At 67.9% G+C, this 24,394-nt stretch carries 19 protein-coding genes; 8 read left to right on the top strand and 11 right to left on the bottom strand.

What is annotated here, in order from left to right; translation table 11 throughout:
* Positions 1-9: 9 nt before the first annotated feature.
* From AB4Y40_RS36135 to cobU, 4 genes are read right to left on the bottom strand one after another with little or no spacing between them, the layout of a single operon-like run.
* A complete protein-coding gene (locus AB4Y40_RS36135) occupies positions 10-918 on the bottom strand; it encodes a cobalamin-binding protein (protein ID WP_368691934.1) in 909 nt (302 codons plus the stop codon).
* Positions 918-1,943, bottom strand: coding sequence for a threonine-phosphate decarboxylase CobD (cobD, locus tag AB4Y40_RS36130; protein ID WP_368691933.1), 1,026 nt, complete (start codon positions 1,941-1,943; stop codon positions 918-920). The genes AB4Y40_RS36135 and cobD overlap by 1 nt, the downstream gene beginning before the upstream one ends.
* Positions 1,936-2,871: an adenosylcobinamide-phosphate synthase CbiB gene (gene cbiB, locus AB4Y40_RS36125; RefSeq protein WP_368691986.1), complete on the bottom strand. Its 936-nt coding sequence runs from the start codon at positions 2,869-2,871 to the stop codon at positions 1,936-1,938. The genes cobD and cbiB overlap by 8 nt, the downstream gene beginning before the upstream one ends.
* On the bottom strand, positions 2,871-3,425 hold the full coding sequence (gene cobU / locus AB4Y40_RS36120) for a bifunctional adenosylcobinamide kinase/adenosylcobinamide-phosphate guanylyltransferase (RefSeq protein ID WP_368691932.1): 555 nt from the start codon (positions 3,423-3,425) through the stop codon (positions 2,871-2,873). The genes cbiB and cobU overlap by 1 nt, the downstream gene beginning before the upstream one ends.
* A gap of 129 nt (positions 3,426-3,554) precedes the next feature.
* Here cobU and AB4Y40_RS36115 point away from each other — a divergent pair, with 129 nt between their 5' ends.
* Positions 3,555-5,090 carry a cobyric acid synthase gene (locus AB4Y40_RS36115; protein ID WP_368691931.1) on the top strand — a complete coding sequence of 512 codons (1,536 nt, stop codon included), beginning with the start codon at positions 3,555-3,557 and terminating at the stop codon, positions 5,088-5,090.
* 29 nt (positions 5,091-5,119) lie between these two features.
* Here the strand turns inward: AB4Y40_RS36115 and AB4Y40_RS36110 are convergent, their stop codons facing one another.
* On the bottom strand, positions 5,120-5,539 hold the full coding sequence (locus tag AB4Y40_RS36110) for a PaaI family thioesterase (RefSeq protein ID WP_069265444.1): 420 nt from the start codon (positions 5,537-5,539) through the stop codon (positions 5,120-5,122).
* A gap of 209 nt (positions 5,540-5,748) precedes the next feature.
* On the opposite strand from AB4Y40_RS36110, the gene AB4Y40_RS36105 reads away from it, so the two are divergent.
* Complete coding sequence (locus AB4Y40_RS36105) at positions 5,749-6,375, top strand: ParA family protein (protein ID WP_324141147.1); 627 nt, start codon at positions 5,749-5,751, stop codon at positions 6,373-6,375.
* Between the two features lie 54 nt (positions 6,376-6,429).
* On the opposite strand, the gene panD is transcribed toward AB4Y40_RS36105, so the two are convergent.
* From panD to AB4Y40_RS36085, 4 genes are all read right to left on the bottom strand, one after another.
* Positions 6,430-6,816, bottom strand: a complete 387-nt coding sequence (panD, locus tag AB4Y40_RS36100) for an aspartate 1-decarboxylase (RefSeq protein WP_069265442.1) — start codon at positions 6,814-6,816, stop codon at positions 6,430-6,432.
* Positions 6,817-6,914: 98 nt separating this feature from the next.
* Complete coding sequence (gene panC / locus AB4Y40_RS36095) at positions 6,915-7,757, bottom strand: pantoate--beta-alanine ligase (RefSeq protein WP_069265441.1); 843 nt, start codon at positions 7,755-7,757, stop codon at positions 6,915-6,917.
* Positions 7,758-8,060: 303 nt separating this feature from the next.
* The gene (locus AB4Y40_RS36090; protein WP_256094748.1) at positions 8,061-8,975 is read right to left on the bottom strand and encodes a ScpA family protein; all 915 of its coding nucleotides are present in this window, start codon (positions 8,973-8,975) and stop codon (positions 8,061-8,063) included.
* The gene (locus AB4Y40_RS36085; RefSeq protein WP_069265440.1) at positions 8,975-9,160 is read right to left on the bottom strand and encodes a DUF3460 family protein; all 186 of its coding nucleotides are present in this window, start codon (positions 9,158-9,160) and stop codon (positions 8,975-8,977) included. Before AB4Y40_RS36085 ends, AB4Y40_RS36090 begins: the two co-directional genes overlap by 1 nt.
* Positions 9,161-9,628: 468 nt before the next feature.
* Here AB4Y40_RS36085 and AB4Y40_RS36080 point away from each other — a divergent pair, with 468 nt between their 5' ends.
* Positions 9,629-11,314 carry an autotransporter assembly complex family protein gene (locus AB4Y40_RS36080; protein ID WP_368691985.1) on the top strand — a complete coding sequence of 562 codons (1,686 nt, stop codon included), beginning with the start codon at positions 9,629-9,631 and terminating at the stop codon, positions 11,312-11,314.
* Positions 11,315-11,375: 61 nt separating this feature from the next.
* Positions 11,376-15,845: a translocation/assembly module TamB domain-containing protein gene (locus AB4Y40_RS36075; protein ID WP_368691930.1), complete on the top strand. Its 4,470-nt coding sequence runs from the start codon at positions 11,376-11,378 to the stop codon at positions 15,843-15,845.
* Positions 15,846-15,918: 73 nt separating this feature from the next.
* Here AB4Y40_RS36075 and metG read toward each other — a convergent pair whose 3' ends face one another.
* Together metG and AB4Y40_RS36065 are read right to left on the bottom strand one after the other, a co-directional pair.
* Positions 15,919-18,072, bottom strand: coding sequence for a methionine--tRNA ligase (gene metG, locus AB4Y40_RS36070; RefSeq protein WP_368691929.1), 2,154 nt, complete (start codon positions 18,070-18,072; stop codon positions 15,919-15,921).
* 462 nt (positions 18,073-18,534) lie between these two features.
* On the bottom strand, positions 18,535-19,188 hold the full coding sequence (locus AB4Y40_RS36065) for an OmpA family protein (RefSeq protein ID WP_368691928.1): 654 nt from the start codon (positions 19,186-19,188) through the stop codon (positions 18,535-18,537).
* A gap of 318 nt (positions 19,189-19,506) precedes the next feature.
* Between AB4Y40_RS36065 and apbC the strand changes: the two genes are divergently transcribed.
* The 4 genes from apbC to AB4Y40_RS36045 all read left to right on the top strand — a co-directional run bounded on the left by apbC (position 19,507) and on the right by AB4Y40_RS36045 (position 24,378).
* Positions 19,507-20,595: an iron-sulfur cluster carrier protein ApbC gene (gene apbC / locus AB4Y40_RS36060; protein WP_342920926.1), complete on the top strand. Its 1,089-nt coding sequence runs from the start codon at positions 19,507-19,509 to the stop codon at positions 20,593-20,595.
* A 149-nt stretch (positions 20,596-20,744) separates the two neighbouring features.
* Positions 20,745-21,299 carry a superoxide dismutase family protein gene (locus tag AB4Y40_RS36055; protein ID WP_368691927.1) on the top strand — a complete coding sequence of 185 codons (555 nt, stop codon included), beginning with the start codon at positions 20,745-20,747 and terminating at the stop codon, positions 21,297-21,299.
* Between the two features lie 143 nt (positions 21,300-21,442).
* Positions 21,443-22,012 (top strand): dCTP deaminase, encoded by a 570-nt coding sequence (gene dcd, locus AB4Y40_RS36050; protein WP_028207739.1) that lies wholly within the window; start codon positions 21,443-21,445, stop codon positions 22,010-22,012.
* An 86-nt stretch (positions 22,013-22,098) separates the two neighbouring features.
* Positions 22,099-24,378 (top strand): Orn/Lys/Arg decarboxylase N-terminal domain-containing protein, encoded by a 2,280-nt coding sequence (locus AB4Y40_RS36045; RefSeq protein WP_368691926.1) that lies wholly within the window; start codon positions 22,099-22,101, stop codon positions 24,376-24,378.
* Positions 24,379-24,394 lie beyond the last annotated feature (16 nt).

Genomic DNA, 24,394 nt, shown 5'->3' with positions numbered 1-24,394 from the left:
GAGATCGAATCAATGCGCAGCGGCGTTGCGCGAGCGGGCGAGGTCGAGATCCTTGCACAGCTGCGCCGCGCCCTGCGCGATGCGCGGCGCGGGGCGCGTGAGCAGATCGCCGTCGATGGCGAAGAGATTGCCGTGGGCGACGGCGGCCAGCGCCGGCCAGGCGCGCCAGCGCTCGAGGCTCGGCAGCGGGCGGTCCGGCGACGTCGCGCCTTGCGACGCGGTGACGATCGCATCGGGATTGGCGGCGAGGACGGCTTCAGTCGTTACCGTCGGCACGAGCGGTTCGAGCGCCGCGAACACGTTGCGGCCGCCGCAGAGCGTGATCACGTCGCTGATCATGTGCGAGCCGTTGAGGGTCATCAGCGGCTGATCCCAGACTTCGTAGAACACGCTCACGGGTGCGCGCTGCGCATAACGCGCGCGCAGCTGCGCGATGTCGCGGCGGTAAGCCGTCGCGGCGGCCTGCGCGGTGTCTTCGGTGCCGAGCAGCACGCCGAGGCGCGTGAGCGAGGTCGCGACATCGTCGAGCTTGTGCGGCTCGCTGAAAAAGAGGGGGAGGTGCAGCGCGCGCAGACGATCGAGCTGTTGCTGCGCGTTGCCGTGACGCCAGACCACGATGAGGTCGGGCTTGAGCGCGGCGATGCGCTCGAGGTCGAGCGCGCGGTTGTCGCCCACGCGCGGCACCTTTTGCGCTTCGGGCGGGTAGTCGCTGTAGGCCACGGCGCCGACCACTTTCGCGCCGCCGCCCGCGGCGTAGAGCAGCTCGGTCACGTGGGGCGCGAGGCTCACGACGCGCTGCGCAGGCGCGGGGAGGGTGACGGTGTCGCCCGCGTCGTCGATGGCGGTGACGCTCGCATGCGCGGCGCACGGCAGGAGCGTCGCGGCCAGCAGCGCCAACGCCGTGGTGGCCGCACGCATCAACCGATCGCCCGCATGGCTTGCCCGAGTGCGCTTTCGAAGCGCTGCCACTCGCCCTCGGACGCGGGCAGACCGAAGCGCAGGCTGGCCGGCGCGTCGAAGCGGCGCGTCCACACGGCGTGGCATGCGAGCGCGCCCTGCAGCGCGGGCGCGCGCGGGTCCGTGATCCAGGCGAACAGCGGCGTGGCGTGCGGCGTGAAGCCGTGAGCGCGCAGCAGCGCAACGAGGCGCGCGCTGTCGGCGGCGAGGCGAATGCGCATTTCGTTCTGCCACGCGCTGTCTTCGAACGCATGGGTGACGGCGTGGCGCGCCGGCCCGCTCACGGTCCACGCGCCCAGAAGGGCGCGCAACGCGGCCAGCAGGGCGGGGGCGCCGAGCGCGAAGCCGCAGCGCGCGCCCGCGAGTCCGAAGAACTTGCCAGGCGAGCGCAGCACGACGAGTCCTGCGCGGCTCGTTGCGCGCGCAAGCGTTTCGGATCGCTCGTGGCCGAGGGCATCGGCAAAGGCTTCGTCGACGATCAGCGTGCCGCCGCGCGCCGCGAGCTGCGCATGCCAATGCAGCAGGTGGGCGGCAGCCAGATGCGTGGCCGTCGGATTGTTCGGATTCACCACGACGGCGTGTGTGACTGTATCGGGCAGCGTGTCCTGCGTGACGTCGAGCGGCACGATCTCATGGCCCGCGCGTGCGAACGCCGGTGCGTACTCGCCGTAGGTGAGCGGCGCGATTGCTACACGGGCGCGCGGCAGCAGCGCCGGCAGCGCGCGGATTGCGGCCTGACTGCCCGCCACCGGCAACACGTGGCGGGCGTCGGGTGTGCCGTAGTAGCGCGCAGCGCAGGCGGCGAAGCCGTCGCCGTCGTCGGGCAGGCGCCGCCATGCCGTGGGCGGCACCGGCGGCACCGGGTAGCCATGCGGATTGATGCCGGTGGAGAGATCGATCCAGGCGTCCCAGGCGATGCCGTAACGCTGCGCGGCTTCGTGCAGATTGCCGCCGTGCGCGACGAGTGCGGCCGTCTGCTCAGACATGGGTCGCCACGCTCACGAAGGCCAGTGCGAGCAGCGCCGCTAGCCACAAAATAGTGGTGCGCTCGACGAGCCGCAAGGCCGCATCCACGTGCTGCGCGCGCGGCGGCGAGCCCGCGCCGAGCGCCGGGCGCTCTTCCAGCATGCCGTGGTAAACGGCCGCGCCGCCCAGCAACACGTTCAGGCTGCCCGCGCCCGAGGCCATCACCGGGCCCGCGTTCGGGCTCTCCCAGCGATGCGCCTGTTCGCGCCAGCAGCGCAGCGCCATGCGTGTATCGCCGAGCAGCGCGTAGCTCGCGGCCGTGAGGCGCGCGGGAATCCAGTTGAGCACGTCGTCGATGCGCGCGGCCGCCCAGCCAAAGCGCAGGAAGCGCGGCGTGCGGTAGCCCCACATGGCATCGAGCGTGTTGGCGAGACGGAACGCGAGGGCGCCCGGGCCGCCCGCGATCGCGAACCAGAACAGCGCGCCGAAGATCGCGTCGTTGCCGTTTTCGAGCGCCGATTCGACGGCCGCGCTCGAAAGCGCGGTGGCATCTGCCCCCGCTGTGTCGCGCGAGACGATGCGGCCCGTCAACTCGCGCGCGGCAGCGAGGTCGCGCCGTGCCAAAGCGGCCCCGATCGGCGCGATGTGCTCGGTAAGACTGCGCGCGCCGAGTGCGAACCAAAGCAGCGCGACGTGCAGCGCCCAGGCGAGCGGCCAGGGCAGCAGCGCACACAGCAGCGCGGCGACGACGACGGGCGGTGCGACGGCGGCGAGCCATGCGACGAGGCCGAGCGGACGGCCGCGGCGGCCCGTGTTCAGGCGCGCCTCGATGCGGTTCGCGTATTTGCCGAAGGCGACGAGCGGGTGCGCTCGGCGCGGCTCGCCGAGCCAGCGGTCCACGGCGACGCCGGCCACGGCGAGCGCGGCGGTGACGGGTAGCGAGAGCATCATGAGGTCCCGCGCGGCGCTTTGAGCACGAGAGGCAGGCCCGCGGCGACGAGCGTGGCGCGGTCGGCGAGCGCCGCGATGCGTTGATTGAGGCGGCCGAGTTCGTCCAAGTAGAGGCGCGTGGCCGCGCCCATCGGCACGACGCCCATGCCGATCTCGTTGCTCACCACGAGCACCGTGCCTTGTGCGCGCTCGCAGGCGGCGGCGAAGGCGTCGAGGCGCTCGCGCCAGTCGGGCAGCGGCGCTGCGGAGTCGGCGGGGCAAAGCAGGTTCGCGAGCCACAGCGTGAGACAGTCGATCAGCACGCACTGGCCGGGCGCCGCCGCGGCGTCGAGTGCGTCCGCGAGATCGAGCGGCGCCTCGGCGAGCGCCCAGTGCGCGGGCCGGCGCGCGCGATGGTGGCCGATGCGCTCGGCGAACTCGGTGTCGTCCGTCACGCGCGCGGTGGCGATATAGGTGACCGGCAGGCCGCTCGCGGCCGCGAGGCGTTCGGCGTGCGCGCTCTTGCCCGAGCGCGCGCCGCCGACGATGAAGGTGAGATCGCGCGAATTCATCGCGTGATTGTAACGGCTGCGCCCAGGCTCGCCGTTGTCCCATTGGCCATCGTCGCGCCGTGGTCCTGCATCGGGCGGCGGGGCGATGGGATAATGCGCGTTCGCCTTCGCAGCCCACCCAAGCGCTTCATGACCGCCACGCTACCCGCCATGCCCCGCGTACCCAACGGCACGCTGATGATCCAGGGCACGACCTCCGACGCCGGCAAGAGCACGCTCGTCGCTGGCCTGTGCCGCCTCGCGCGTCGCGCGGGTGCGCGCGTCGCACCGTTCAAGCCTCAGAACATGGCGCTCAACAGCGCCGTGACCGTGGATGGCGGCGAGATCGGCCGCGCGCAGGCGCTGCAGGCCGTCGCCGCCGGCATCGAGGCGCATACCGACCTCAATCCGGTGCTGCTCAAACCCAATAGCGACCTCGGTTCGCAGGTCATCATCCACGGCAAGGCGCGCATGAACCTGGGGGCGCGCGCGTACCAGGACTACAAGCCGCTCGCGCGCGAGGCCGTGCTGGCGTCCTATGCGCGTCTGCGCGCGCGCTACGACACGGTGTTCGTGGAAGGCGCGGGCAGCCCCGCCGAAGTCAACCTGCGCGCCAACGACATCGCCAACATGGGTTTCGCGGAGGCGGTCGATTGCCCGGTCGTGCTCGTGGCCGACATCGACCGCGGCGGCGTTTTCGCGCACCTGATCGGCACGCTGGCCTGTCTTTCGGAGAGCGAGCGCGCGCGCGTCAAAGGTTTCGTCATCAACCGCTTTCGCGGCGACCGCACGCTGCTGGAGCCCGGCCTCGCCTGGCTCGAGCAGCAGACGGGCAAGCCGGTGCTGGGCGTCGTGCCGTATCTGCACGGCCTCACGCTCGACGCCGAGGACATGCTGCCCGGTGCGGCCCACAGCGGCGCCCCGGCCGGCGGCGAGACGCTGCGCGTGGTGGTGCCGGCGCTGCCGCACATCAGCAACCACACCGACTTCGACGCGCTGCGCGCCCATCCGCAGGTCGATTTCACCTACGTGCGCACGGGCGAAGCGCCGCCCGCCGCCGATCTCGTGATCCTGCCGGGCTCGAAGAACGTGCGCGACGACCTCGCGTGGCTGCGCGCCCAGGGCTGGCAGACCGCGCTCGCGCGGCATCTGCGCTATGGCGGACGTGTGATCGGCATTTGCGGCGGCATGCAGATGCTCGGCCGCGCGATTGCCGATCCGCATGGCGTGGAGGGTGAGCCGGGCGCAGTCGAGGGCTTCGGCTGGCTCGACTACGAGACCGTGCTCACGCGCGAAAAGACCTTGAAGAACGTGACGGGCGCGCTCGCGCTGGAGGGCGCGCAAGGGCATGCAGGCGAGGGCCCGGCGCGCGTGGCGGGCTACGAAATCCATATGGGCGAGACGCGCGGGCGCTCGCTCGAATCGCCCGCGCTGTGGCTCGCGGAGGCAGACGCGGGGGCGACGCGCCCGGATGGCGCGCGCTCGGCGGACGGCCAGATTCTCGCGACCTACGTGCACGGCCTCTTCGACACGCCGCAGGCGTGCGCCGCGCTCCTGCGCTGGGCCGGGCTCGCGCAGGCGCGCGCGGTGGACTACCCGGCGTTGCGCGAGGCGTCGCTGGAGCGGCTCGCGGACACGCTCGCGGCGAGCCTCGATCTGGAGAAGGTGTTCGGCGTAATCAGCTAACTGCGCAGCTAAAAGCGCGGCTGGCCGGCTCAGTAAAGCACCATCTGCGTACAGCGGAACAGCGCGATGGTCTTGCCGTCCGGGCCGCTCACGGTGGCGTCCCAGACCTGGGTGCTGCGCCCGAGGTGCACGCCCTTCGCCACGGCCGAGATGGTGCCTTCGCGCGCGGTGCCGAGATGATTGCTCTTGATCTCGATGGTCGTGAAGTTCTTCGCGTTGGGCGGCAGGTGCGCGAGGCAGGCGTAGCCGCAGGCGGTGTCGGCGAGGCCGATCACCGTAGCGGCATGCAGGAAGCCATTGGGGGCGAGCAGGTCGCTGCGCACGTCGAGTTCGGCGCGCAGCAGGCCTTGCTCGAGGACCAGCGGCCGAAAGCCCAGCAAATCGGGCAGGCGGCCGCGCTGCCGCTCGAGCAGGGATTCGATCGTGATGTCGTGGCGTAGCGTGCTCATGGTCGGTCAGTCTCCTTGATTTGATATGAACATTGCAGGTGCGCGCTCGCGGGGGGCTTCGGCGGCGCGCAATTTGCCGATAATATCGGACGGTTGATCCGGGGCGCCGGCTGGTCTGCAAGGCGCCTCGCCAGGTATCGAACAACGCATCACGCAAAAATCACGGCAATCCGGCTGGCCTTGCGCCAGCCATCCTGACGGGAGCATTCATGACGGTAATCGTGGTGGCGAATCCCAAGGGCGGCGTGGGAAAGAGCACGCTGTCCACCAATCTGGCCGGCTATTTCGCCGCACAAGGCGAGTGGGTGGCGCTCGCGGACCTCGACCGGCAGCAGTCCTCGCACGCCTGGCTCGATCTGCGGCCCGCGACGCTGCCGGCCATCGAAAGCTGGCAGGTCGATCTGGACAACCCGGCGAAGCCGCCCAAGGGACTCGAGCACGCAGTCATCGACACGCCCGCCGGCCTGCACGGCAACCGGCTCCAGGCGATCATCGAGCTGGCGGACAAGGTGATCGTGCCGCTGCAGCCGTCGATGTTCGACATTCTCGCCACCCAGGACTTCCTGAACCGCCTCGCCAAGGAAAAGTCCGTGCGCAAGGGGGCGATCCAGGTGGGCGTGGTGGGCATGCGGGTGGATTCGCGCACGCGCTCGGCCGAGCAGCTGCAGCGCTTCGTCGAGGGCCTCGAACTGCCGGTGCTGGGCTATCTGCGCGATACGCAGAACTACGTGCAGCTCGCCGCGCACGGCCTCACGCTGTGGGACGTCGCGAAGAGCCGGGTCGAGAAGGACCTCGACCAGTGGCAGTCGATTATCGGCTGGGTCGACGGCAAATAAGCGCGCCGGTACGGCGGCGCGGGCCCGGTGAGCCGCGCCGGCCTGACCCGCGTGTCAGCTCCAGGCTTGCGTGGGCACGTGGTCGCGGCTGCCCTTGATGCGGTTGTTCTCGTCCACGAACACGAGGTCCGGCTTCCAGCCGGCCTTGAGCTCTTCCTCTTCCACGTTCGCGAACGCCGCGATGATCACGAGGTCGCCTAGCTGCGCGCGGCGCGCGGCCGAGCCGTTCAGCGAGATCATGCCGCTGCCGCGCTCGCCCTTGATCGCGTAGGTCGTGAAGCGCTCGCCATTGTTGATGTTCCAGATGTCGATGCGCTCGTTTTCGACGATGTTCGCCGCTTCGAGCAGGTTTTCGTCGATGGCGCACGAGCCTTCGTAGTGCAACTCGCAGTGCGTGACCGCGACGCGGTGGATCTTCGACTTGAGCATATGGCGTTGCATGGAGGGTCTCCTCAGGCGAGCGGGCGCGCGGCCCGCCGCGGGTAAGCGGAATCTGGGGGGATCGGGTGAAAGCGGGACGGCGCGGCCGCCCGCGGCCCTCAGATCTCGAGGTTGTCGATCAGGCGCGTCGCGCCGAGCTTCGCGGCGGCCAGCACGACGAGCGGCGACTCGGCGTCGCCGGCCACGCCCGGTGCGGGCGGCAGCAGGTTCGCACGCTTGCGGATCGCGATGTAGTCGGGCTTCCAGCCGCGCGCGGCGAGCGTCGCCATGGCGTCGAGTTCGAGCTGCTGGAAGTCGCGGCGGCCCGACAGCACCGACTCGCGGATCGCGCGCAGCACGCCCGCCAGTTGCGGCGCCTCGGCGCGCTCGGCTTCCGTGAGGTAGCGGTTGCGCGAGCTGAGCGCGAGGCCGTCGGTGTCGCGCACCGTTTCGGCGGCGATCACCTCGGTCGGCAGCGCGAACTGGTTGCACATCGCGCGCACGATCATGAGCTGCTGGTAGTCCTTCTTGCCGAACACGGCCACGCGCGGCTGCACGCACGACATCAGCTTCATGACGACCGTGCACACGCCCTCGAAGAAGCCGGGGCGGAATTCGCCTTCCAGAATGTCGCCCAGATCGTGCGGCGGGCGCACGCGGTACTCCTGCGGCTGCGGATACATGTCGCGCTCGGTGGGCGCGAACAGCACGTAGACGTTTTCCTTCTGCAGCTTCTCGATGTCGTCCTGAAGCGTGCGCGGATACTTGTCGAAGTCCTCGTTCGGGCCGAACTGCAGCCGGTTGACGAAGATACTCGCCACGACCGGGTCGCCGTGCTGGCGCGCGAGGCGCATCAGCGAGAGATGGCCTTCGTGCAGGTTGCCCATGGTCGGCACGAACGCCGTGCGGTTTTGGCCGCGCAACTGGTCGCGCAATTCCTGAATCGAGCTAATGACTTTCATGATCGGATGCTTTGTGCCTCGCGCGGGGCAAGACTGGGGTTGCACGGCCGCAAGCCAGAGGCCCGGACGAGGGGCCGCGAGCGGACGTCGCGCACCCGGTTCGCGCGAGTGGCGCGGTGTCCCGTATATGGGACGACACCGGGCAGGCGCGGGCGATTGTAGTGGATTTGTGAATGCGGCGCACCCGCCTCGGGTAGGGGGTTGTCCTGGCGTTCCGCTGTGCGGCCCGGCGCAGATGCCTGCGCGATGCGGTCCTATTTACTCGTTCGCCGCGCGCGGACCTGGGCAATACCGGGCCGAGGATCAGGCAGGCAGATACGCGAGCCGCACGTAGATCGGCGCGAACGGCTCGGGCTGGGTGATCTCGATGAGCGATTCGCGCGACAGCTCCAGCATGGCGATGAAGTTCACGACCACGACGGGCACGCCGCGCGTGGTGTCGAACAGCTCGGAGAACTCCATGAAGCGCTCGCCCTGGAGCCGGCGCAGGATGATGCTCATGTGCTCGCGCACCGAGAGCTCCTCGCGCGAGATCTTGTGATGCTGGACCAGCTTCGCGCGCTTGATGACGTCGGCCCACGCGGCGCGCAGGTCGTTGCTGTCCACGTCGGGAAAGCGCGGCGTGATGCTCTGCTCGATATAGACCTCGGCGCGCAGGAAGTCGCGGCCGAGCTGCGGCAACTGGTCCAGGCGCTGGGCGGCGAGCTTCATCTGCTCGTATTCGAGCAGGCGGCGCACGAGTTCGGCGCGCGGGTCCTCGGCTTCCTCACCCGTGTCGGCTTTCTTGACCGGCAGCAGCATGCGCGACTTGATCTCGATGAGCATGGCCGCCATCAGCAGATATTCGGCCGCGAGCTCGAGGTTGGTCTTGCGCAGTTGCTCGACATAGCCGAGGTACTGGGTCGTGACCTCCGCCATCGGGATGTCGAGGACGTTGAAGTTCTGCTTGCGGATGAGGTACAGCAGCAGGTCGAGCGGGCCTTCGAAGGTCTCGAGGAAGACTTCGAGCGCGTCCGGCGGGATGTAGAGGTCCTGCGGGAGCTTGAAGAGCGGCTCGCCGTAAAGGCGTGCGAACGCGACGCCGTCGACCGTGTCGGGCGTCGAGTCGGTCGCGGGCGTGGTCAGCGCCTCACCGGGCGTTTGCCCGGCGGCGTGGCCCGCGTGACTGGCCGCGTGCTCGCCGGCTGGCGGCGCGCCGGCCCCGTCGGCCTCGGCCATCAGAAGTTCTGGTAGTAGACGTAAGACGTCTGCTTCACGCGCGAAGCCTGCTGGCGCTCGCGCTCGTCGAGGTCGATCGGCTGCTTGTCCCACAGGAGCGCGCGGCCCTTGCGTTGCTGTTCTTCGAGCTGCGGCTTTTGCTGCTTGAGCTGGTTGATGAACTGCGTGATGTCCGACTGATACATGGCTGACGTCCGTCCAGTAAGGCGGGGCGCGTGATTGCGCCGCGCCGCTAATTCTGTCGGCGGCAATTTTACCGCAAGCCAACGCCGCGGAACATCCGCCCGGGCGGAATGCGTTGGCCATCCCCGAGGCCGCCCCGCGCGTGCCATCGGCCCGGCCGCGCCCGCCGTTGTGGCACGCTTTGCACCTCCTCCTGGGGTTTTGACGCGCCGATGTGGTGAAATAACGCGTTTGCGCCCGTTGCCGCTTCCCGTGCCCTGCGCGCGAGCGGCGCAACCGGTGGCAACCAGTTCTACGACGGCCGGAGGTGGCGTTTGGCGGGATGGGTGATCGAAGCATTGTGCGCACGGCGGCGCCCCTCGCGGGCGGCGCGGCCACGGCTCGCCGCGTGCCTGATCGTGTGCCTCGCCGTGTGCTCCGCCGTGGCGCCGCCCGCCCGGGCCGACATCCTGACCACCCTGCTGCCGTGGATGCGCCCGCGCACCTACTACGACGTCGAGATCCAGGCTTCCCCGCGCGACCTGCGCAAGCTGCTCGAGACGCACCTCGACATTGCGCGCTTTGCCACGCGCTCGGACGTGAACGAGGACCAGTTCGAGTTCCTCGTGACCGCGACGCCGCAGCAGGTGCGCGACCTCGCCTCGACGGCGGGCTATTTCACGCCGGTGGTACGCACCGACGTGCGCACGATCGACGGCCGGCGGCACGTGCGGGTGAGCGTCGACGCGGGGCCGCGCACGACGATTTCGTCGGTGAAGCTCGTGTTTCGCGGCCCGGTCCTCACGGAAGACCCGGCGCAGGAGAACACTGCGCGCTTCGCATTCTCGTTGCACGAAGGCGACGCCTTTACGCAGTCGGGCTGGGACGACGCCAAGAACGCCTCGCTCAAGGCGCTGCAGGCGCGCCGCTACCTCGGCGCCAAGATCACGTTTTCGGAGGCGCGCGTCGATCCGCTCAGGCATGACGCGCAACTTTCCGTAACGTTCGACAGCGGGCCGACCTTCACGCTGGGCAAGCTCGACGTTTCGGGCCCGCGGCGCTATCCGGGCTACATCATCGACAACGTGAATCCGCTTTCGCCGGGCGAAATCTACGACCTGAAGCGCGTGGCCGAACTGCAGCGCCAGGTGCAGAACACGCCGTACTACGCGAGCGTGGCGATCGACGTCGACGCGAACTCGCAAAAGCCGCTCGAGACGCCCGTGCACGTGAAGGTGAGCGAGTTCCCGTACAACAACTTCCGCGGCGGCGTGGGTTATTCGACCGACACCGGCGCGCACGTCCAGGGCTCCTACACCTACCTGAACACGTTCGGGGCGGCGTGGCCGTTCCAGGTGCAGGGGCGGCTCGACCAGATCCAGAAGTTCGGTCAGGTCCAGCTTTCGATGCCGCCGGGTCCGCGTGCCTGGACCAATAGCCTCGTCGCTTCCTACACGACCACCGACGTCTCGGATACGAACATCTATAGCGCGCGTGTCGGGGTGCAGCGCACGCGCACCTCGCAGAACATCGACTACGCGTACGCGCTGATGTTCTACGACGACCGTCTCACGCAGAACGTCGGGCCGTCCTCGCGGGCCTATGCGCTCGTGCCGACCTGGGGCTGGACCCGCCGCAACGTCGACGACCCGCTGTTTCCGCGCTCGGGCAACATCATCCGCATGGAGGCGGGCCTCGCGCTCAAGAACGTGGGCGCCGAGCAGAGCTTCCTGCGCGCCTACATGCGCGGCCAGCAATACCTGCCGATCGGCCACAGCGACATCATGGTGTTCCGCGCCGAGCTGGGCGGCGTGTTCACGAGCGGCCCGTCGAACGGCATCCCCGCGTCGCTGCTGTTCCGTGCGGGCGGTTCGAACTCGGTGCGCGGCTACTCGTTCCAGAGCATCGGTAACGACCAGTCGGGCTCGATCCTGCCGACCAAGTATCTCGTCACCGGCTCAGTGGAGTACCAGCACTGGTTCAGCCACGACTGGGGCGGCGCGGCGTTCTTCGACGTCGGCACCGCCACCGATACCTGGGGCGAAAAGGAGTTCGATCCGGGCGCGGGTATCGGCGCGCGCTGGCGCAGTCCCGTCGGGCCGGTCAACCTCGATCTCGCCTATGGTTTTCGCACTCACAGCGTGCGGCCTTATCTGACACTCGGGATCGCCTTCTGATGATGACGCGCATGCTGCTCCGCTTCGCAACGCTTCTTGCGCCGCACGGCGAGGGGGGCGCATGAGCGCGCGCCGTTTTGCTGCGGTGGCATGGCAGCCCGCCACGTTCGCGGTGCCGCCGGGGGAGGCTGGGCGCAGCCCGGACGACGAAGCGCGCGGGGAACCCGGCGGCCATGGAGGCAATGGCGGCGCGGGAGGCGCGGGTGGTAAAAGTGCGCCGCCGCGGCGCCGCGGGCCGCGGCTCTGGAAGGCGCTTGCCTGGGCGATCGTCGTGCCGGTGCTGCTGGTCGGGCTCGTCGCCGGCTTGCTCTATGGCGTGCTGACCACCGAGCGCGGCACAGCCTACGCGTGGCGCGCAGCAGTCAGGCTGCTCGACGGCAAGCTCGCGGGCCGGTTCGAAGGCGGCACGCTCGCGAGCGGCGTGCGCTTTTCCAACCTGAGCTGGCGCGGCACGGACGGCACCACGTTCAAGATCGACCGCATCGGCGGCCAATGGGAGCTGCAGGGCTTCGGCCAGAAACCGTGGCGCTTCGTGGTGGACTATCTGCACGCCGGCGACATCGAGATGCGCATCGTGCCGTCGCACGAGCCTTCCTCACCGATGAAGCTGCCGGAAAACCTTCAGTTGCCGCTCGGGCTCGAGATCCGCGACCTGCAGGTGGACAAGCTCACGGTGCACGAAGGCACCTCGACCAACGAGTTCTCGCACTTCCAGTTCCACGGACGCAGCGACGGCCGCCATCACGAGGCCGCCATCGAGCGTCTCGACACGCCCTTTGGCGCGGTGAGCGCCGAGGCGAAGCTCGACGGCGTGCGGCCGTTCGCGCTCACGGGCGACCTCGGCTACTCCGGCAAGGTGAACGGCGAAGACGTGCAGGTCAGCGCAAACCTCGCCGGCTCGCTCGAGGCGCTCACGGCCGATGTCGAGGCAAGCGGCATGAAGCTCACGGGCCGCGCGCACGTGGAGGCCACGCCGTTCGCTTCCGTGCCGCTGCAGCGCGTCACGCTCGCGTTCGATCATGTCAATCCGCAGGCGTTCGCGCCGGGCGCGCCATTCGCCGACCTCGCGGTGCGTGCGCAACTGCAGCCGGTGCCGGGCGGCGCGGCGGGCGTGCCGGCGGCGCTCGCGGCGGTGGCGTCGGGCGCGGCGGCGGTGTCGGACGTGACGCCGGCTTCGGTGCCGGCGCTCGCATCGGCGCCGGCGGGCGGCGCGAAGCCCGATGCCGCGGCTGCAGCCTCGGCCGCGGCCGACTCGGCGCGCGCGCGCAGCAACGCGGCGGGCTTCACGGTGGCGGGCGCGGTCTCGATCGTGAACGCGAAGCCGGGCGCCATCGACGAAAAGCTGCTGCCGCTCATCGACGCCCACGCCGACGTGGTGCTCGATGCGAAGACGCAGCGCATCCCCAAGCTCGCCGTGCGTCTCGTGAAAAACGCGACGGTCACCGGCGGCGGCACGATCAGCGGGCGCGACGGCCGTTTCGACCTGAAGGTGGCCGGGCTCGACCTCAACGCGATCCAGTCGAGCGTGCGCGCGACGCAATTCGCGGGGCCAGTCGGCGTGCGGCTGAACGGCGACGTGCAGAGCGTCACGCTCGATCTCGCCGATCCGAGGGCGGCGCTGCGCGTGCAGGGCAAGATCACGCAGGACCCCGCGCGCCTGTCGCTCAACGACGTGCGGCTGACTTCGGGGGCGGGGCGCATCGACCTGTCGGGTGCGCTCAAGCACGACGCCAGCTCCACCTATCAACTCAAGGCGGTGCTGACCAATTTCGATCCGCTGTCGCTCACGTCGCAAACACCGGCGCGCACGGCCGCCAAAACACCTGCGCCGGCCGCCCGGCCGCGGCCCGCGCCCCAGCCCGCCGCCAATGCGTTCAACCCGCAGCGCAATCTCGCGCTCAATCCGGCGCTGAACCCGTCGCTCAACCCCGCACAATCGGGCGAGCAGGCCGCCGAGCAAAAGCGCGTCGAGAACGCGAAAGAGAGCAGCCCGGGCGGGGCGGCCGAGCCCCACGCGAAGCCGCGACCGGCCACGCGTCCCGCAGCGCGGCGCATCGAGGCGCGCGTGAACGGCACGCTCAACGCGAGCGGCACGCTCGCGCCCACCTTCACGACGCGGGCCGAGTTCAAGCTTGGCCCGAGCGTCTACGACGACCTGCCGCTCACGGGTCAGGGCCTCATCCAGCTGGCAGGCTCGCGCATTCTGCCAAGCCGCGCGAACCTCTCGGTCGCGGGCAATACCGTGGATCTGCAAGGCAGCTTCGGCGCGCGGGGCGACCGCCTGCGCTTTCGCGTGGATGCGCCGCAGCTCGACCGGCTCGGCTTTGGTATCGCGGGCCAGCTCGCGGCGAACGGCGACGTGACCGGCACCTTCGCCCATCCCGACGTCTCGCTCGACTACAAGGCCGACCACGTGGTGTTCGGCGATAACCGCATCGGCCATGCCGAAGGCCGGGCGCTCGCGCGCGACGGCGCGAACGGCGCGCTCGCCTTCAGCACCGACGCGAGCGACATCGCCGCGGCGGGCGTCGACATCACGACGCTCACCGCGCGCCTCGACGGCACGCGCGCGAAGCACACGCTCACGGCGAGCGCGAAGGGCAAGGTCCAGGGCCAGCCGATCGACTTCGTGGCGGCGGCCAACGGCGGCCTCCAGGACACGCGCGAAGGCCCGCGCTGGAACGGCACGGTGACGCAACTCGAGAACCGCGGCGTGCCCGGCGTGAAGCTGCAGTCGCCGCTGACGGTGAGCGCGGGCCCCGGCAAGGTCACGCTCGGCGCGACGCGCATCACGGGGGAAGGCGCCTCGCTCGAGCTGAAATCGTTCGATCTCGACCATGGCCGCATCCGTTCGGCAGGCACGCTCACCAATGTGTCGCTCGCGCGCATCATGCAGATCCGGCAGCAGTTCACGGGCGTGCCGTCCACGCTCAGGACCGACCTGATCTTCGACGGCGACTGGGACTTCTCCGTGGGCCCGACGGCCGCCGGCTACGTGCAGATCAAGCGCCGCTCGGGCGACATCACGACCGAGGTCGGCCGCGGCTTTGCCTCGCTCGGCGTGGGCGACCTCAACGTGCGCGCGGCCTTCAGCGGCGGCAACCGCCTCACGCTCACGGCGCATGCGCTGGCGAGCCGCGTGGGCATGCTCGACATCGACGCATACACGACGCTCATGCCGCGCGACGGCATCCTCACCGTCGCGGACGAGGCGCCGATCGGCGGCACCATCAAGGCGAACGTGCCTTCGCTCAGGAACACGGGCGGCATGCTCGGCCCGACTTACCTGCTCGACGGCCATCTCGCGCTGCAGCTCGCACTCGGCGGCACGGTCGCGAAGCCGAACCTCACGGGCTCGCTGGTCGGCGACGGCATCTCGGCCACCATGGTCGACCAGGGTGTAGAGCTGAAGGACGGCGTGATCCGCATCGCGCTCTCGCAGAACCTCGTCGACTTCCAGCAGGTGGAGTTCCACGGCGCGACGAGCGGCACGCTGCGCGCGAAGGGCCAGGTGCGGCTCGACAACGCCGAGCCCGATCTCACCGCGAGCATCGTCGCCGACAAGCTCGAGCTTTTCGCTTCGCCCGACCGCAAGCTGTCGCTGTCCGGCAGCGCGAGCATCGCCAACGGCGGGCATCTGGGCGGCATGCAGATCGACGGCAAGTTCACTGTCGATCGCGCGCTGTTCGACATGCCCGAGCTACCCGCACCGTCGCTCGGCGACGACGTCGTGATCGTGCGCCCCGACGGCACGACGGTCGGCGGCAGGCCGCCCATCGAAGAAACGGCGTCGACCAGGCCCGCGCCGCGCTTTGCCCCGCGCGCGAACGTCGACATCGATCTCGGCCACGACTTCCGCTTCCGCGGGCAGGGCGCGGATCTGGGCCTGGCGGGCACGATTACGGTCAACAGCGCGCCGGATGTCCCGCTGCGCGCGGTCGGCAACGTGCGCGTGACCGAAGGCTCCACCTACACGGCGTTCGGCACCAAGCTCAATATCGAGAACGGCTTCTTCACGTTCAACGGGCCGGTGGGCAATCCGGGCATCAACATTCTCGCGATGCGGCGCAACCAGCAGGTCGAGGCGGGCGTGCAGGTTACCGGCACCGTGCAGGCGCCGGCGGTGCGGCTCGTTTCCGAGCCCAACGTGCCCGATAACGAAAAGCTCTCCTGGCTGCTGTTCGGGCACGGCACCGACCAGGGCAACAACCTCGGCCAGCAGAGCGCGATGACGACGGCGCTCGCCCTGCTCGGCAGCGCGCAAGGCAAGCGCATTGCGCAGAGCATCGGCCTCGACGAATTTTCGATTGGGCGCAGCGAGGTGGGCCTGACCGACACCGAGGTCGTGATGATCGCGAAGGCCATCAACCAGCGTCTCGTGATCGGCTATGAGCAGGGCCTGCAGTCGGCGTCGAACGCGGTGAAGGCCACGATCAACCTCTCGCGCTACTGGTCGCTGGTGGTGTACGGCGGCACCTTCAACGGCGCCGATATTCTCTATACGCGGCGTTTCGACCGGCTGCGCCGCTAGCGCCTCGAAGAGCCGCGCGCAAACAGAAACGCCCCTCGCAAGGGGCGTTTCTGACGACATCGGCGAGCGGGTTTTACTTGACCCGCATGCCCGGCTTCGCGCCGCTATGCGGTTCGAGAATGTACAGACCCGGTTCGGCCTTCTCGTCGGCGGCAGAAGCCGCGAGCACCATGCCTTCGGACATGCCGAACTTCATCTTGCGCGGCGCGAGGTTCGCGACCATCACCGTGAGCTTGCCCTTGAGGTATTCCGGCTTGTACGCCGAACGGATGCCCGAGAACACGTTGCGCGTTTTTTCCTCGCCCACGTCGAGCGTGAGTTGCAGCAGCTTGTCCGAGCCTTCGACGATGTTGCAGTCGACGATCAGCGCCACGCGCAGGTCGATCTTCGCGAAGTCGTCGATCGAGATGACTTCCGGCGTTTCATCGGCGGCCGGCTTCTTCGCTTCCTTGGCGGCCTTCGACTTCTTGTTCGCATCCGCGGCCGCGGCGGCGGGCGCATCGGTCGCCTGCAGCGAATCGCGGTTGGCGGCGAGCAGCGCTTCGATCTGCTTCGGATCGACGCGCGTCATCAGGTGCTTGTAAGCGTTGATCGGCTGTTGCGACGAGAGCGCCTTGCCTGCATCGGCCCAGGTCAGCGGCTCGATCGCCAGGAACTGTTCGACACCTTCCGCGAGCGTCGGCAGCACCGGCTTCAAAGCGAGCGAAAGCAGGCGGAACGCTTCGAGGCTCACGCTGCAGGTTTCGTGCAGCGCCACCGGGTTGGCCGGATCCTTGGCCTGCTCCCACGGCTTGGCCGTATCGACGTAACCGTTCACGGCGTCGGCGAGTTCCATCGTCTGGCGCAGCGCGCGGCTGTATTCGCGTGCTTCGTAGTGCGCAGCGATTTGCGCAATCGCGCCGCGCAGTTGCTCGAGCAGCGGATGCTGCATCGCGCTATCTTGCACGCGGCCGTCGAAGCGCTTGATCAGGAAGCCCGCCGCGCGGCTTGCGATGTTGATGTATTTGCCGACGAGGTCGCTGTTCACGCGCGCCTGGAAGTCTTCGAGGTTCAGGTCGAGGTCTTCCATCGTGCTGTTGAGCTTCGCGGCGAAGTAGTAGCGCAGCCACTCGGGGTTCAGGCCCGTGGTCACATAGCTTTCCGCCGTGATGAACGTGCCGCGCGACTTCGACATCTTCGCGCCGTCCACGGTCAGAAAGCCGTGCGCGAAGACGTTGGTCGGCGTGCGGTGGCCCGAGAACTGCAGCATGGCCGGCCAGAACAGCGTATGGAAATACAGGATGTCCTTGCCGATGAAATGGTACTGCTCGGTCTTCGAGCCGGCCTTCACCCATGCCTCGAAATCGAGGCCGCGCTGCTCGCACAGGTTCTTGAAGCTCGCGTAATAGCCCACGGGCGCGTCGAGCCACACGTAGAAGTACTTGCCGGGCGCGCCCGGAATCTCGAAGCCGAAGTAGGGTGCGTCGCGCGAGATGTCCCAGTCGGCGAGCTTCGATTCGCCCGATTCGCCCAGCCATTCGCGCATCTTGTTGGTCGCTTCCGGTTGCGCGAGGCCGCTCACCCAGCCGCGCAGGAAGTCTTCGCAGCGCGGGTCCGAGAGCCGGAAGAAGTAGTGCGTCGAGGTCTTGCGGATGGGCGTCGCGCCCGAGACCACCGAGTACGGATTCTTCAGGTCAGTGGGCGCGTAGGTCGAGCCGCACACTTCGCAGCTGTCGCCGTACTGGTCCTTCGCGCCGCACTTCGGGCACTCGCCCTTGATGAAGCGGTCCGGCAGGAACATGTTCTTGACCGGGTCGTAGGCCTGCTCGATGTCGCGCGTCTCGATGAAACCCGCTTCCTTGAGCGCCAGATACACCGACTCGGAGAGCACGCGGTTCTCTTCGGAGTCCGTCGAGTAGTAGTTGTCGAACGACACGCCGAAGCTGTCGAAGTCGCGCTTGTGCTCCTGCCACACGCGCGCGATCAGTTGCTGCGGCGTGAGGCCTTCCTTCTCCGCGCGCAGCATGACGGGCGTGCCGTGCGTGTCGTCGGCACCGACGTAGTAGACCTCGTGGCCATGCATTCGCAGCGCGCGAACCCAGATGTCCGTCTGGATGTACTCGACCAGGTGGCCGATGTGGATCTGGCCGTTGGCGTACGGCAGAGCAGACGTAACGAGAATCTGGCGGCGGCCGCTTGGATTGGCATGCGCGCCGGCTGCTGCGAGGTCGGTGGCGGGTGCTGACATAAGTGAGGGGAAGTCCGATATTGCGGGGGAAAGCGCGATTTTAGCAGGGCGGGCGCAGCGCCGTTCGGCGAGCCGGTGGACGCTCGTATGCGCAATGCCTGGAGGGCGCGCGGGCTGCGCAAGCCGCGGTGATGCTGCGATGCACAAATTGCAGCCAAAAAAAACCGGGGCAAGATTGGCCCCGGAGCAACAACGACAAGAGGAGAATGGTGACGCGGCGGCACTGCCGCACACGTACCGTAAAGACAGACAGCACGTTTTCCCGAGAGTTCGAAAAATTTTTCGATTCTCTTCCAATGCGTTGAAGCGGGGGTCGGATGGCCGTCCGGCAAGGGTTGCGGACGCATCTGCGGGGCGCTCGAAATGCAAACGGGACGGCATGATTGCCGTCCCGCTGATGCGTCGCTGTTTTTGCTGCGCAGTCGCCGGCAACCGCGTTCCCGGCGACTGCGTCGGGCCAGCTTAGCCGCCCTGGTGCTGCGACGTCGCGCGCAGGTACATTTCCACGCGACGGTTAGCAGCGCGGCCCGCTTCGGTATTGTTGTCGGCGATCGGTTGCGTATCGCCGAGGCCTGAGGCCGACATGCGCTGCATCTGAATGCCGCGCGAAGCGAGGTAGTTCACGACGCTCTGGGCGCGGTTGACCGACAGCGTCTGGTTGTAGGCGGGGGAGCCCGTGTTATCCGTATGGCCGACCACCTGCGCAACGACTTCCGGGTTCTGCTGGAGCGTCTGCGCGACCTGGTCGAGCACCGGCGCGAACGACGGCTTGATCGCGTAGCTGCTGGTGTCGAACGTCACATTGCTCGGGATGTCGAGCTTGAGCGAGCCGTCCGGCTGCTCGGTGATCTTCGTGCCGGTGCCCTTGGTGGCGCCCGTGAGCTTGTTGTGGATGTTCTGCCAGTTGTAGCCGGTGATGCCGCCGACCAGTGCGCCAGCGCCTGCGCCGATTGCCGCGCCCTTGCCGCCGCCGAAGATGGCGCCGATCGCCGCGCCCGTGCCTGCGCCGACACCGGTGCCGACGGCCGTGTTGGTGCCCTGCTGCGTCGCGCAGCCGGCGACGAGCGCGCCGGCCACGGCGAAGACGGACAGGCGAGTCAGGATTCTTGTGTTCATTTGCTTTCCTTTCTTGAGTGGAACAGACGCTGCCCGCGGCGTTCGCGGCCCCGCATGCGAACAGGGTCTTCGAACGGTGCGCGGCGGCAGCTACTACAATGACGCCTTGAGGTTGGCGCCGCCAGGCGAAAAGCCGCTGGGTCGCGGCTTCGAGACCCCCTGGTCGGCACACAAAATCGATGCTGCCGCGAAGCGTGCCCTGCCGGGCAATTTTGCGCAATGCAGCTTAACAATTTCTTTCGATTTCCGGCGCGTAGGCGATCAGTCCTCACTCGGATCGGCGCTAACGCAGACCGGCATTCTCCCCACGGAGTTTCAATGAGCATAGATCGGGCTTTAGTCGACGCCGCGCTCGCGGCCTTGACGGATCCGAACACGGGTCATCCCTACACGGTGGCCAAGGGCGTGCGCAACGTCACCGTCGATGGCGATACGGTCGGCGTCGAGATCGTGCTCGGCTATCCCGCGAAGAGCCAGTTCGACGCGGTGCGCGCGCAGATCGAGGCGGCGCTTGCCGCCGTGCCGGGCGTGAAGGCGAGCCGCGTCGCGGTCAGAAGCGAAATTACCGCGCATACGGTGCAACGCGGCGTGAAGCTGCTGCCCAACGTGAAGAACATCGTCGCCGTGGCCTCGGGCAAGGGCGGCGTGGGCAAGAGCACGACCGCCGTGAATCTCGCGCTCGCGCTCGCCGCCGAAGGCGCTTCGGTCGGCGTGCTCGACGCGGACATCTACGGCCCTTCGCTGCCGATGATGCTCGGCATCGAGGGCCGCCCCGAGTCGCCCGACGGCCAGTCGATGAATCCGCTCGAAGGCCACGGCGTGCAGGCCAACTCGATCGGCTTTCTGATCGAGCAGGACAACCCGATGGTCTGGCGCGGCCCGATGGCCACTTCCGCGCTCGAGCAGCTGCTGCGTCAGACCAACTGGCGCGAGCTCGACTATCTCGTGGTCGATATGCCGCCGGGCACCGGCGACATCCAGCTCACGCTCTCGCAGCGCGTGCCCGTCACGGGCGCCGTGATCGTCACGACGCCGCAGGACATCGCGCTGCTCGACGCGAAGAAGGGCCTCAAGATGTTCGAGAAGGTGGGCATTCCGATTCTCGGCATCGTCGAGAACATGGCCGTGCACATCTGCTCGAACTGCGGCCACGCCGAGCACATTTTCGGCGCGGGCGGCGGCGAGCGCATGGCGAAGGAGTACGGCGTGGAAGTGCTCGGCAGCCTGCCGCTCGACATCGCGATCCGCGAGCAGGCCGATTCGGGCCACCCGACCGTGGTGGCCGCACCCGAGGGGCCGGTGGCGGCCACCTATCGCGCAATCGCGCGCCGCGTGGCGATCCAGATCGCCGAGCGCGCCCGCGACATGACCTCGAAGTTCCCGACCATCGTCGTGCAGAACACTTGAGCGCCGGTGCGGGCCGCGGCGCTCGCGCGGCGCCTCGCGCATGGGGACAGATAGACGCGCGACGCGCCGCGTGCGCGGTATCATGTGGGCTTCATCGGGTCCGGTATGGCGGCAGCAACGGGGCTGCCGCCGCCCGGCAAGAGGATCGCATGGATAAAGGACACGACAGGCAAGCGGGGAATGCGCAGGTCGTCAGGATGATCGCCCTCGTCACGCTCTGCGGCTGCGCGCTGCTGGCGGGCTGCACGAGCTTCATGGGGCAACAGGAGAAGCGCGCGGTCGCCCAGTTGCTGCCCACTGTCGGCAGCCAGGTGCGCGGCACGGTTTCGTTCGTCGAACGTTCGGACGGCGTGCAGGTGAGCTACAACCTCGCGGGCCTGCAGCCCGACAGCGATCACGCATTGCAGGTGCACGAGCGCGGCGACTGCAACGCCACCGACGCCTCGAGCGCCGGCGCCGTGTTCGCGCCCGCCGCGGAGCGCCTGAAGCCCGGCGTGCGGGTGGAAGGCGATCTCGGCAATATCCATGCGGATTCGAACGGCGTGGCGTCGGGCTTTATCGTCGCACCCGACGTCTCGCTCGACGGCGTGCGCTCCGTGCTGCAACGCGCGGTGATCGTGCACCGGGACGCCATCGACCCGTACGCGTACCCGCAGCGCGGCACCGGCCCGGCGCTCGCCTGCGGGCTGATCCGCGCCCAGTGAGCGCGGCGTTTGCGCCGGCGCGAAACGCAGTTCCAGGCATGGCGATCCACATCGCGTAAAATAGGCGCCTTTCGCACGCGGCGTGCGCCCGGTGGGCCCGTCCGCATGCTTTCCCGACCCGAATTTCTCGTCAAGTAGCGAACATGGCAATCAAGTCCGACAAGTGGATCCGGCGCATGGCCGAAGAGCAGAAGATGATCGAGCCGTTCGTGCGCGATCAGGTCCGTATGTCGGAAGACGGCCGCAAGATCGTGAGCTACGGTACCTCGAGCTACGGCTACGACATCCGCTGCGCCGACGAATTCAAGATCTTCACGAACATCAACTCGACCATCGTCGATCCGAAGAACTTCGACGAAAAGTCGTTCGTGGACTTCAAGGGCGACGTCTGCATCATCCCGCCCAATTCGTTCGCGCTCGCGCGCACGGTCGAGTATTTCCGCATTCCGCGCAACGTCCTGACCGTATGTCTGGGCAAGTCGACCTATGCGCGCTGCGGGATCATCGTGAACGTCACGCCGTTCGAGCCCGAGTGGGAAGGGTACGTCACGCTGGAATTCTCAAATACGACACCTTTGCCTGCGAAAATCTACGCGAACGAAGGGGTGGCGCAAGTGCTGTTCTTCGAAAGCGACGAGATCTGCGAGGTCTCGTACGCGGATCGCGGCGGCAAGTATCAAGGCCAGCACGGCGTGACCCTGCCGAAGACCTGACGAACCAGACCCTGCCACCGGACACAACGACATACGGGGACCGCTGCGCGTCATATGCAGCGGTCGTTTCTTTTGGAGAATCGCCCATGAAGTTCCGTTTTCCCGTCGTCATCATCGACGAAGACTTTCGCTCCGAGAACATCTCGGGTTCCGGCATCCGCGCGCTGGCCGAAGCCATCGAGAAAGAGGGCGCGGAAGTCCTCGGGCTGACGAGCTACGGCGACCTCACGTCGTTCGCGCAGCAGTCGAGCCGCGCCGCGTGCTTCATCCTCTCGATCGACGACGACGAGCTGCTGCCCTACGTCGAAGGCTCGGACGAGGAAGCGCCCGAGCACGCCCCCGCGATCGTCGCGCTGCGCGCGTTCATGGAAGCGGTGCGCAAGCGCAACTCGGACATCCCGATCTTCCTGTACGGCGAGACGCGCACCTCGCGTCATCTGCCCAACGACATCCTGCGCGAGCTGCACGGCTTCATCCACATGTTCGAGGACACGCCGGAGTTCGTCGCGCGCCACGTGATTCGTGAAGCGCGCGTGTATCTCGACGCACTGGCGCCGCCGTTCTTCAAGGAACTCGTCAAGTACGCCGACGAAGGTTCGTACTCGTGGCACTGCCCGGGTCACTCGGGCGGCGTCGCCTTCCTGAAGAATCCGCTCGGCCAGATGTTCCACCAGTTCTTCGGCGAGAACATGCTGCGCGCCGACGTCTGCAACGCGGTCGAGGAACTCGGCCAGCTGCTCGACCACACCGGCCCGGTCGCGGCCTCGGAGCGCAACGCGGCGCGCATCTTCAGCGCGGACCACGTGTTCTTCGTGACCAACGGCACGTCCACGTCGAACAAGATCGTCTGGCACGCAACGGTCGCCCCCGGCGACATCGTGCTGGTGGACCGCAACTGCCACAAGTCGATCCTGCACGCGATCACGATGACGGGCGCGATTCCCGTGTTCCTCACGCCCACGCGCAACAACTTCGGCATCATCGGCCCGATTCCGCGCGACGAGTTCAAGCCGGAAAACATCCGCAAGAAGATCGAGGCGAATCCGTTCGCCCGTGAGGCGCTCGCGAAGAATCCGAACGTGAAGCCGCGTATTCTCACGATCACGCAGAGCACGTACGACGGCGTGGTCTACAACGTCGAGATGATCAAGGATCTGCTCGGCGACATGCTCGACACGCTGCACTTCGACGAAGCCTGGCTGCCGCACGCCGAATTCCACGAGTTCTACCAGGACATGCACGCGATCGGCGCAGGCCGTCCGCGCACCAAGGCACTCGTGTTCGCGACGCACTCCACGCACAAGCTGCTCGCCGGCATCTCGCAGGCCTCGCAGATCGTCGTGCAGGACTCGGAAGACAGCGCATTCGACCGCCACCGCTTCAACGAGGCGTATCTGATGCACACGTCGACCTCGCCGCAGTACGCGATCATCGCGTCGTGCGACGTGGCCGCCGCGATGATGGAAGCGCCGGGCGGCCCGGCACTGGTGGAAGAGTCGATCGCCGAAGCGCTCGACTTCCGCCGCGCCATGCGCAAGGTGGACGCCGAATACGGCGACGACTGGTTCTTCCAGGTCTGGGGGCCGGACGAGCTGGCAGAAGAAGGCATCGGTTCGCGCGAAGACTGGATGCTGCGCCCGAACGATCACTGGCACGGCTTCGGCGCGCTGGCGGACGGCTTCAACATGCTGGACCCGATCAAGGCGACCATCGTCACGCCGGGTCTGGACGTGGACGGCGAATTCGGCGAGACCGGCATCCCGGCCGCGATCGTGACGAAGTACCTGGCCGAGCACGGCATCATCGTCGAGAAGACGGGTCTGTACTCGTTCTTCATCATGTTCACGATCGGCATCACGAAGGGCCGCTGGAACTCGATGGTGACCGAGCTACAGCAGTTCAAGGACGACTACGACAACAACCAGCCGCTGTGGCGCGTGCTGCCCGAGTTCGTCGCGCAGCATCCGATGTACGAGCGCGTGGGCCTGCGCGACCTGTGCCAGCAGATCCACAGCGTCTACCGCGCCAACGACATCGCGCGCCTCACGACCGAGATGTACCTCTCGAGCATGGAGCCGGCGATGAAGCCTTCGGACGCCTTCGCGAAGCTCGCGCACCGCGAGATCGACCGCGTGCCTGTCGACGAACTCGAAGGCCGTGTCACGTCGATCCTGCTCACGCCGTATCCGCCGGGCATTCCGCTGCTGATTCCGGGCGAGCGTTTCAACAGGACGATCGTGAATTATCTGAAGTTCGCGCGCGAGTTCAACGAGCGCTTCCCGGGCTTCCATACCGACATCCACGGGCTCGTGGGCGAGACCATCAACGGCCGCATCGAGTATTTCGTGGATTGCGTGCGCGACTGAACGCGCAAGGGAGGGG

This window comes from Paraburkholderia sp. EG287B (assembly GCF_040965595.1).
In the GTDB taxonomy this organism is placed as follows: Bacteria; Pseudomonadota; Gammaproteobacteria; order Burkholderiales; family Burkholderiaceae; genus Paraburkholderia.
Note: the sequence above shows the minus strand (reverse complement) of the source record. Positions and strands in the feature narration are given on the sequence as shown.

Bases quoted from the DNA above. Each gene is read 5' to 3' on its own strand.
- cobU (WP_368691932.1), bottom strand. From the start codon at position 3,425: ATGAATTCGCGCGATCTCACCTTCATCGTCGGCGGCGCGCGCTCGGGC.
- metG (WP_368691929.1), bottom strand. From the start codon at position 18,072: ATGTCAGCACCCGCCACCGACCTCGCAGCAGCCGGCGCGCATGCCAAT.
- AB4Y40_RS36115 (WP_368691931.1), top strand. From the start codon at position 3,555: ATGACCGCCACGCTACCCGCCATGCCCCGCGTACCCAACGGCACGCTG.
- AB4Y40_RS36080 (WP_368691985.1), top strand. From the start codon at position 9,629: ATGCGCCCGCGCACCTACTACGACGTCGAGATCCAGGCTTCCCCGCGC.
- cobD (WP_368691933.1), bottom strand. From the start codon at position 1,943: ATGTCTGAGCAGACGGCCGCACTCGTCGCGCACGGCGGCAATCTGCAC.
- AB4Y40_RS36110 (WP_069265444.1), bottom strand. From the start codon at position 5,539: ATGAGCACGCTACGCCACGACATCACGATCGAATCCCTGCTCGAGCGG.
- panC (WP_069265441.1), bottom strand. From the start codon at position 7,757: ATGAAAGTCATTAGCTCGATTCAGGAATTGCGCGACCAGTTGCGCGGC.
- AB4Y40_RS36085 (WP_069265440.1), bottom strand. From the start codon at position 9,160: ATGTATCAGTCGGACATCACGCAGTTCATCAACCAGCTCAAGCAGCAA.
- AB4Y40_RS36105 (WP_324141147.1), top strand. From the start codon at position 5,749: ATGACGGTAATCGTGGTGGCGAATCCCAAGGGCGGCGTGGGAAAGAGC.
- AB4Y40_RS36045 (WP_368691926.1), top strand. From the start codon at position 22,099: ATGAAGTTCCGTTTTCCCGTCGTCATCATCGACGAAGACTTTCGCTCC.
- AB4Y40_RS36090 (WP_256094748.1), bottom strand. From the start codon at position 8,975: ATGGCCGAGGCCGACGGGGCCGGCGCGCCGCCAGCCGGCGAGCACGCG.
- apbC (WP_342920926.1), top strand. From the start codon at position 19,507: ATGAGCATAGATCGGGCTTTAGTCGACGCCGCGCTCGCGGCCTTGACG.
- AB4Y40_RS36075 (WP_368691930.1), top strand. From the start codon at position 11,376: ATGAGCGCGCGCCGTTTTGCTGCGGTGGCATGGCAGCCCGCCACGTTC.
- cbiB (WP_368691986.1), bottom strand. From the start codon at position 2,871: ATGCTCTCGCTACCCGTCACCGCCGCGCTCGCCGTGGCCGGCGTCGCC.
- dcd (WP_028207739.1), top strand. From the start codon at position 21,443: ATGGCAATCAAGTCCGACAAGTGGATCCGGCGCATGGCCGAAGAGCAG.
- panD (WP_069265442.1), bottom strand. From the start codon at position 6,816: ATGCAACGCCATATGCTCAAGTCGAAGATCCACCGCGTCGCGGTCACG.
- AB4Y40_RS36135 (WP_368691934.1), bottom strand. From the start codon at position 918: ATGCGTGCGGCCACCACGGCGTTGGCGCTGCTGGCCGCGACGCTCCTG.
- AB4Y40_RS36065 (WP_368691928.1), bottom strand. From the start codon at position 19,188: ATGAACACAAGAATCCTGACTCGCCTGTCCGTCTTCGCCGTGGCCGGC.
- AB4Y40_RS36055 (WP_368691927.1), top strand. From the start codon at position 20,745: ATGGATAAAGGACACGACAGGCAAGCGGGGAATGCGCAGGTCGTCAGG.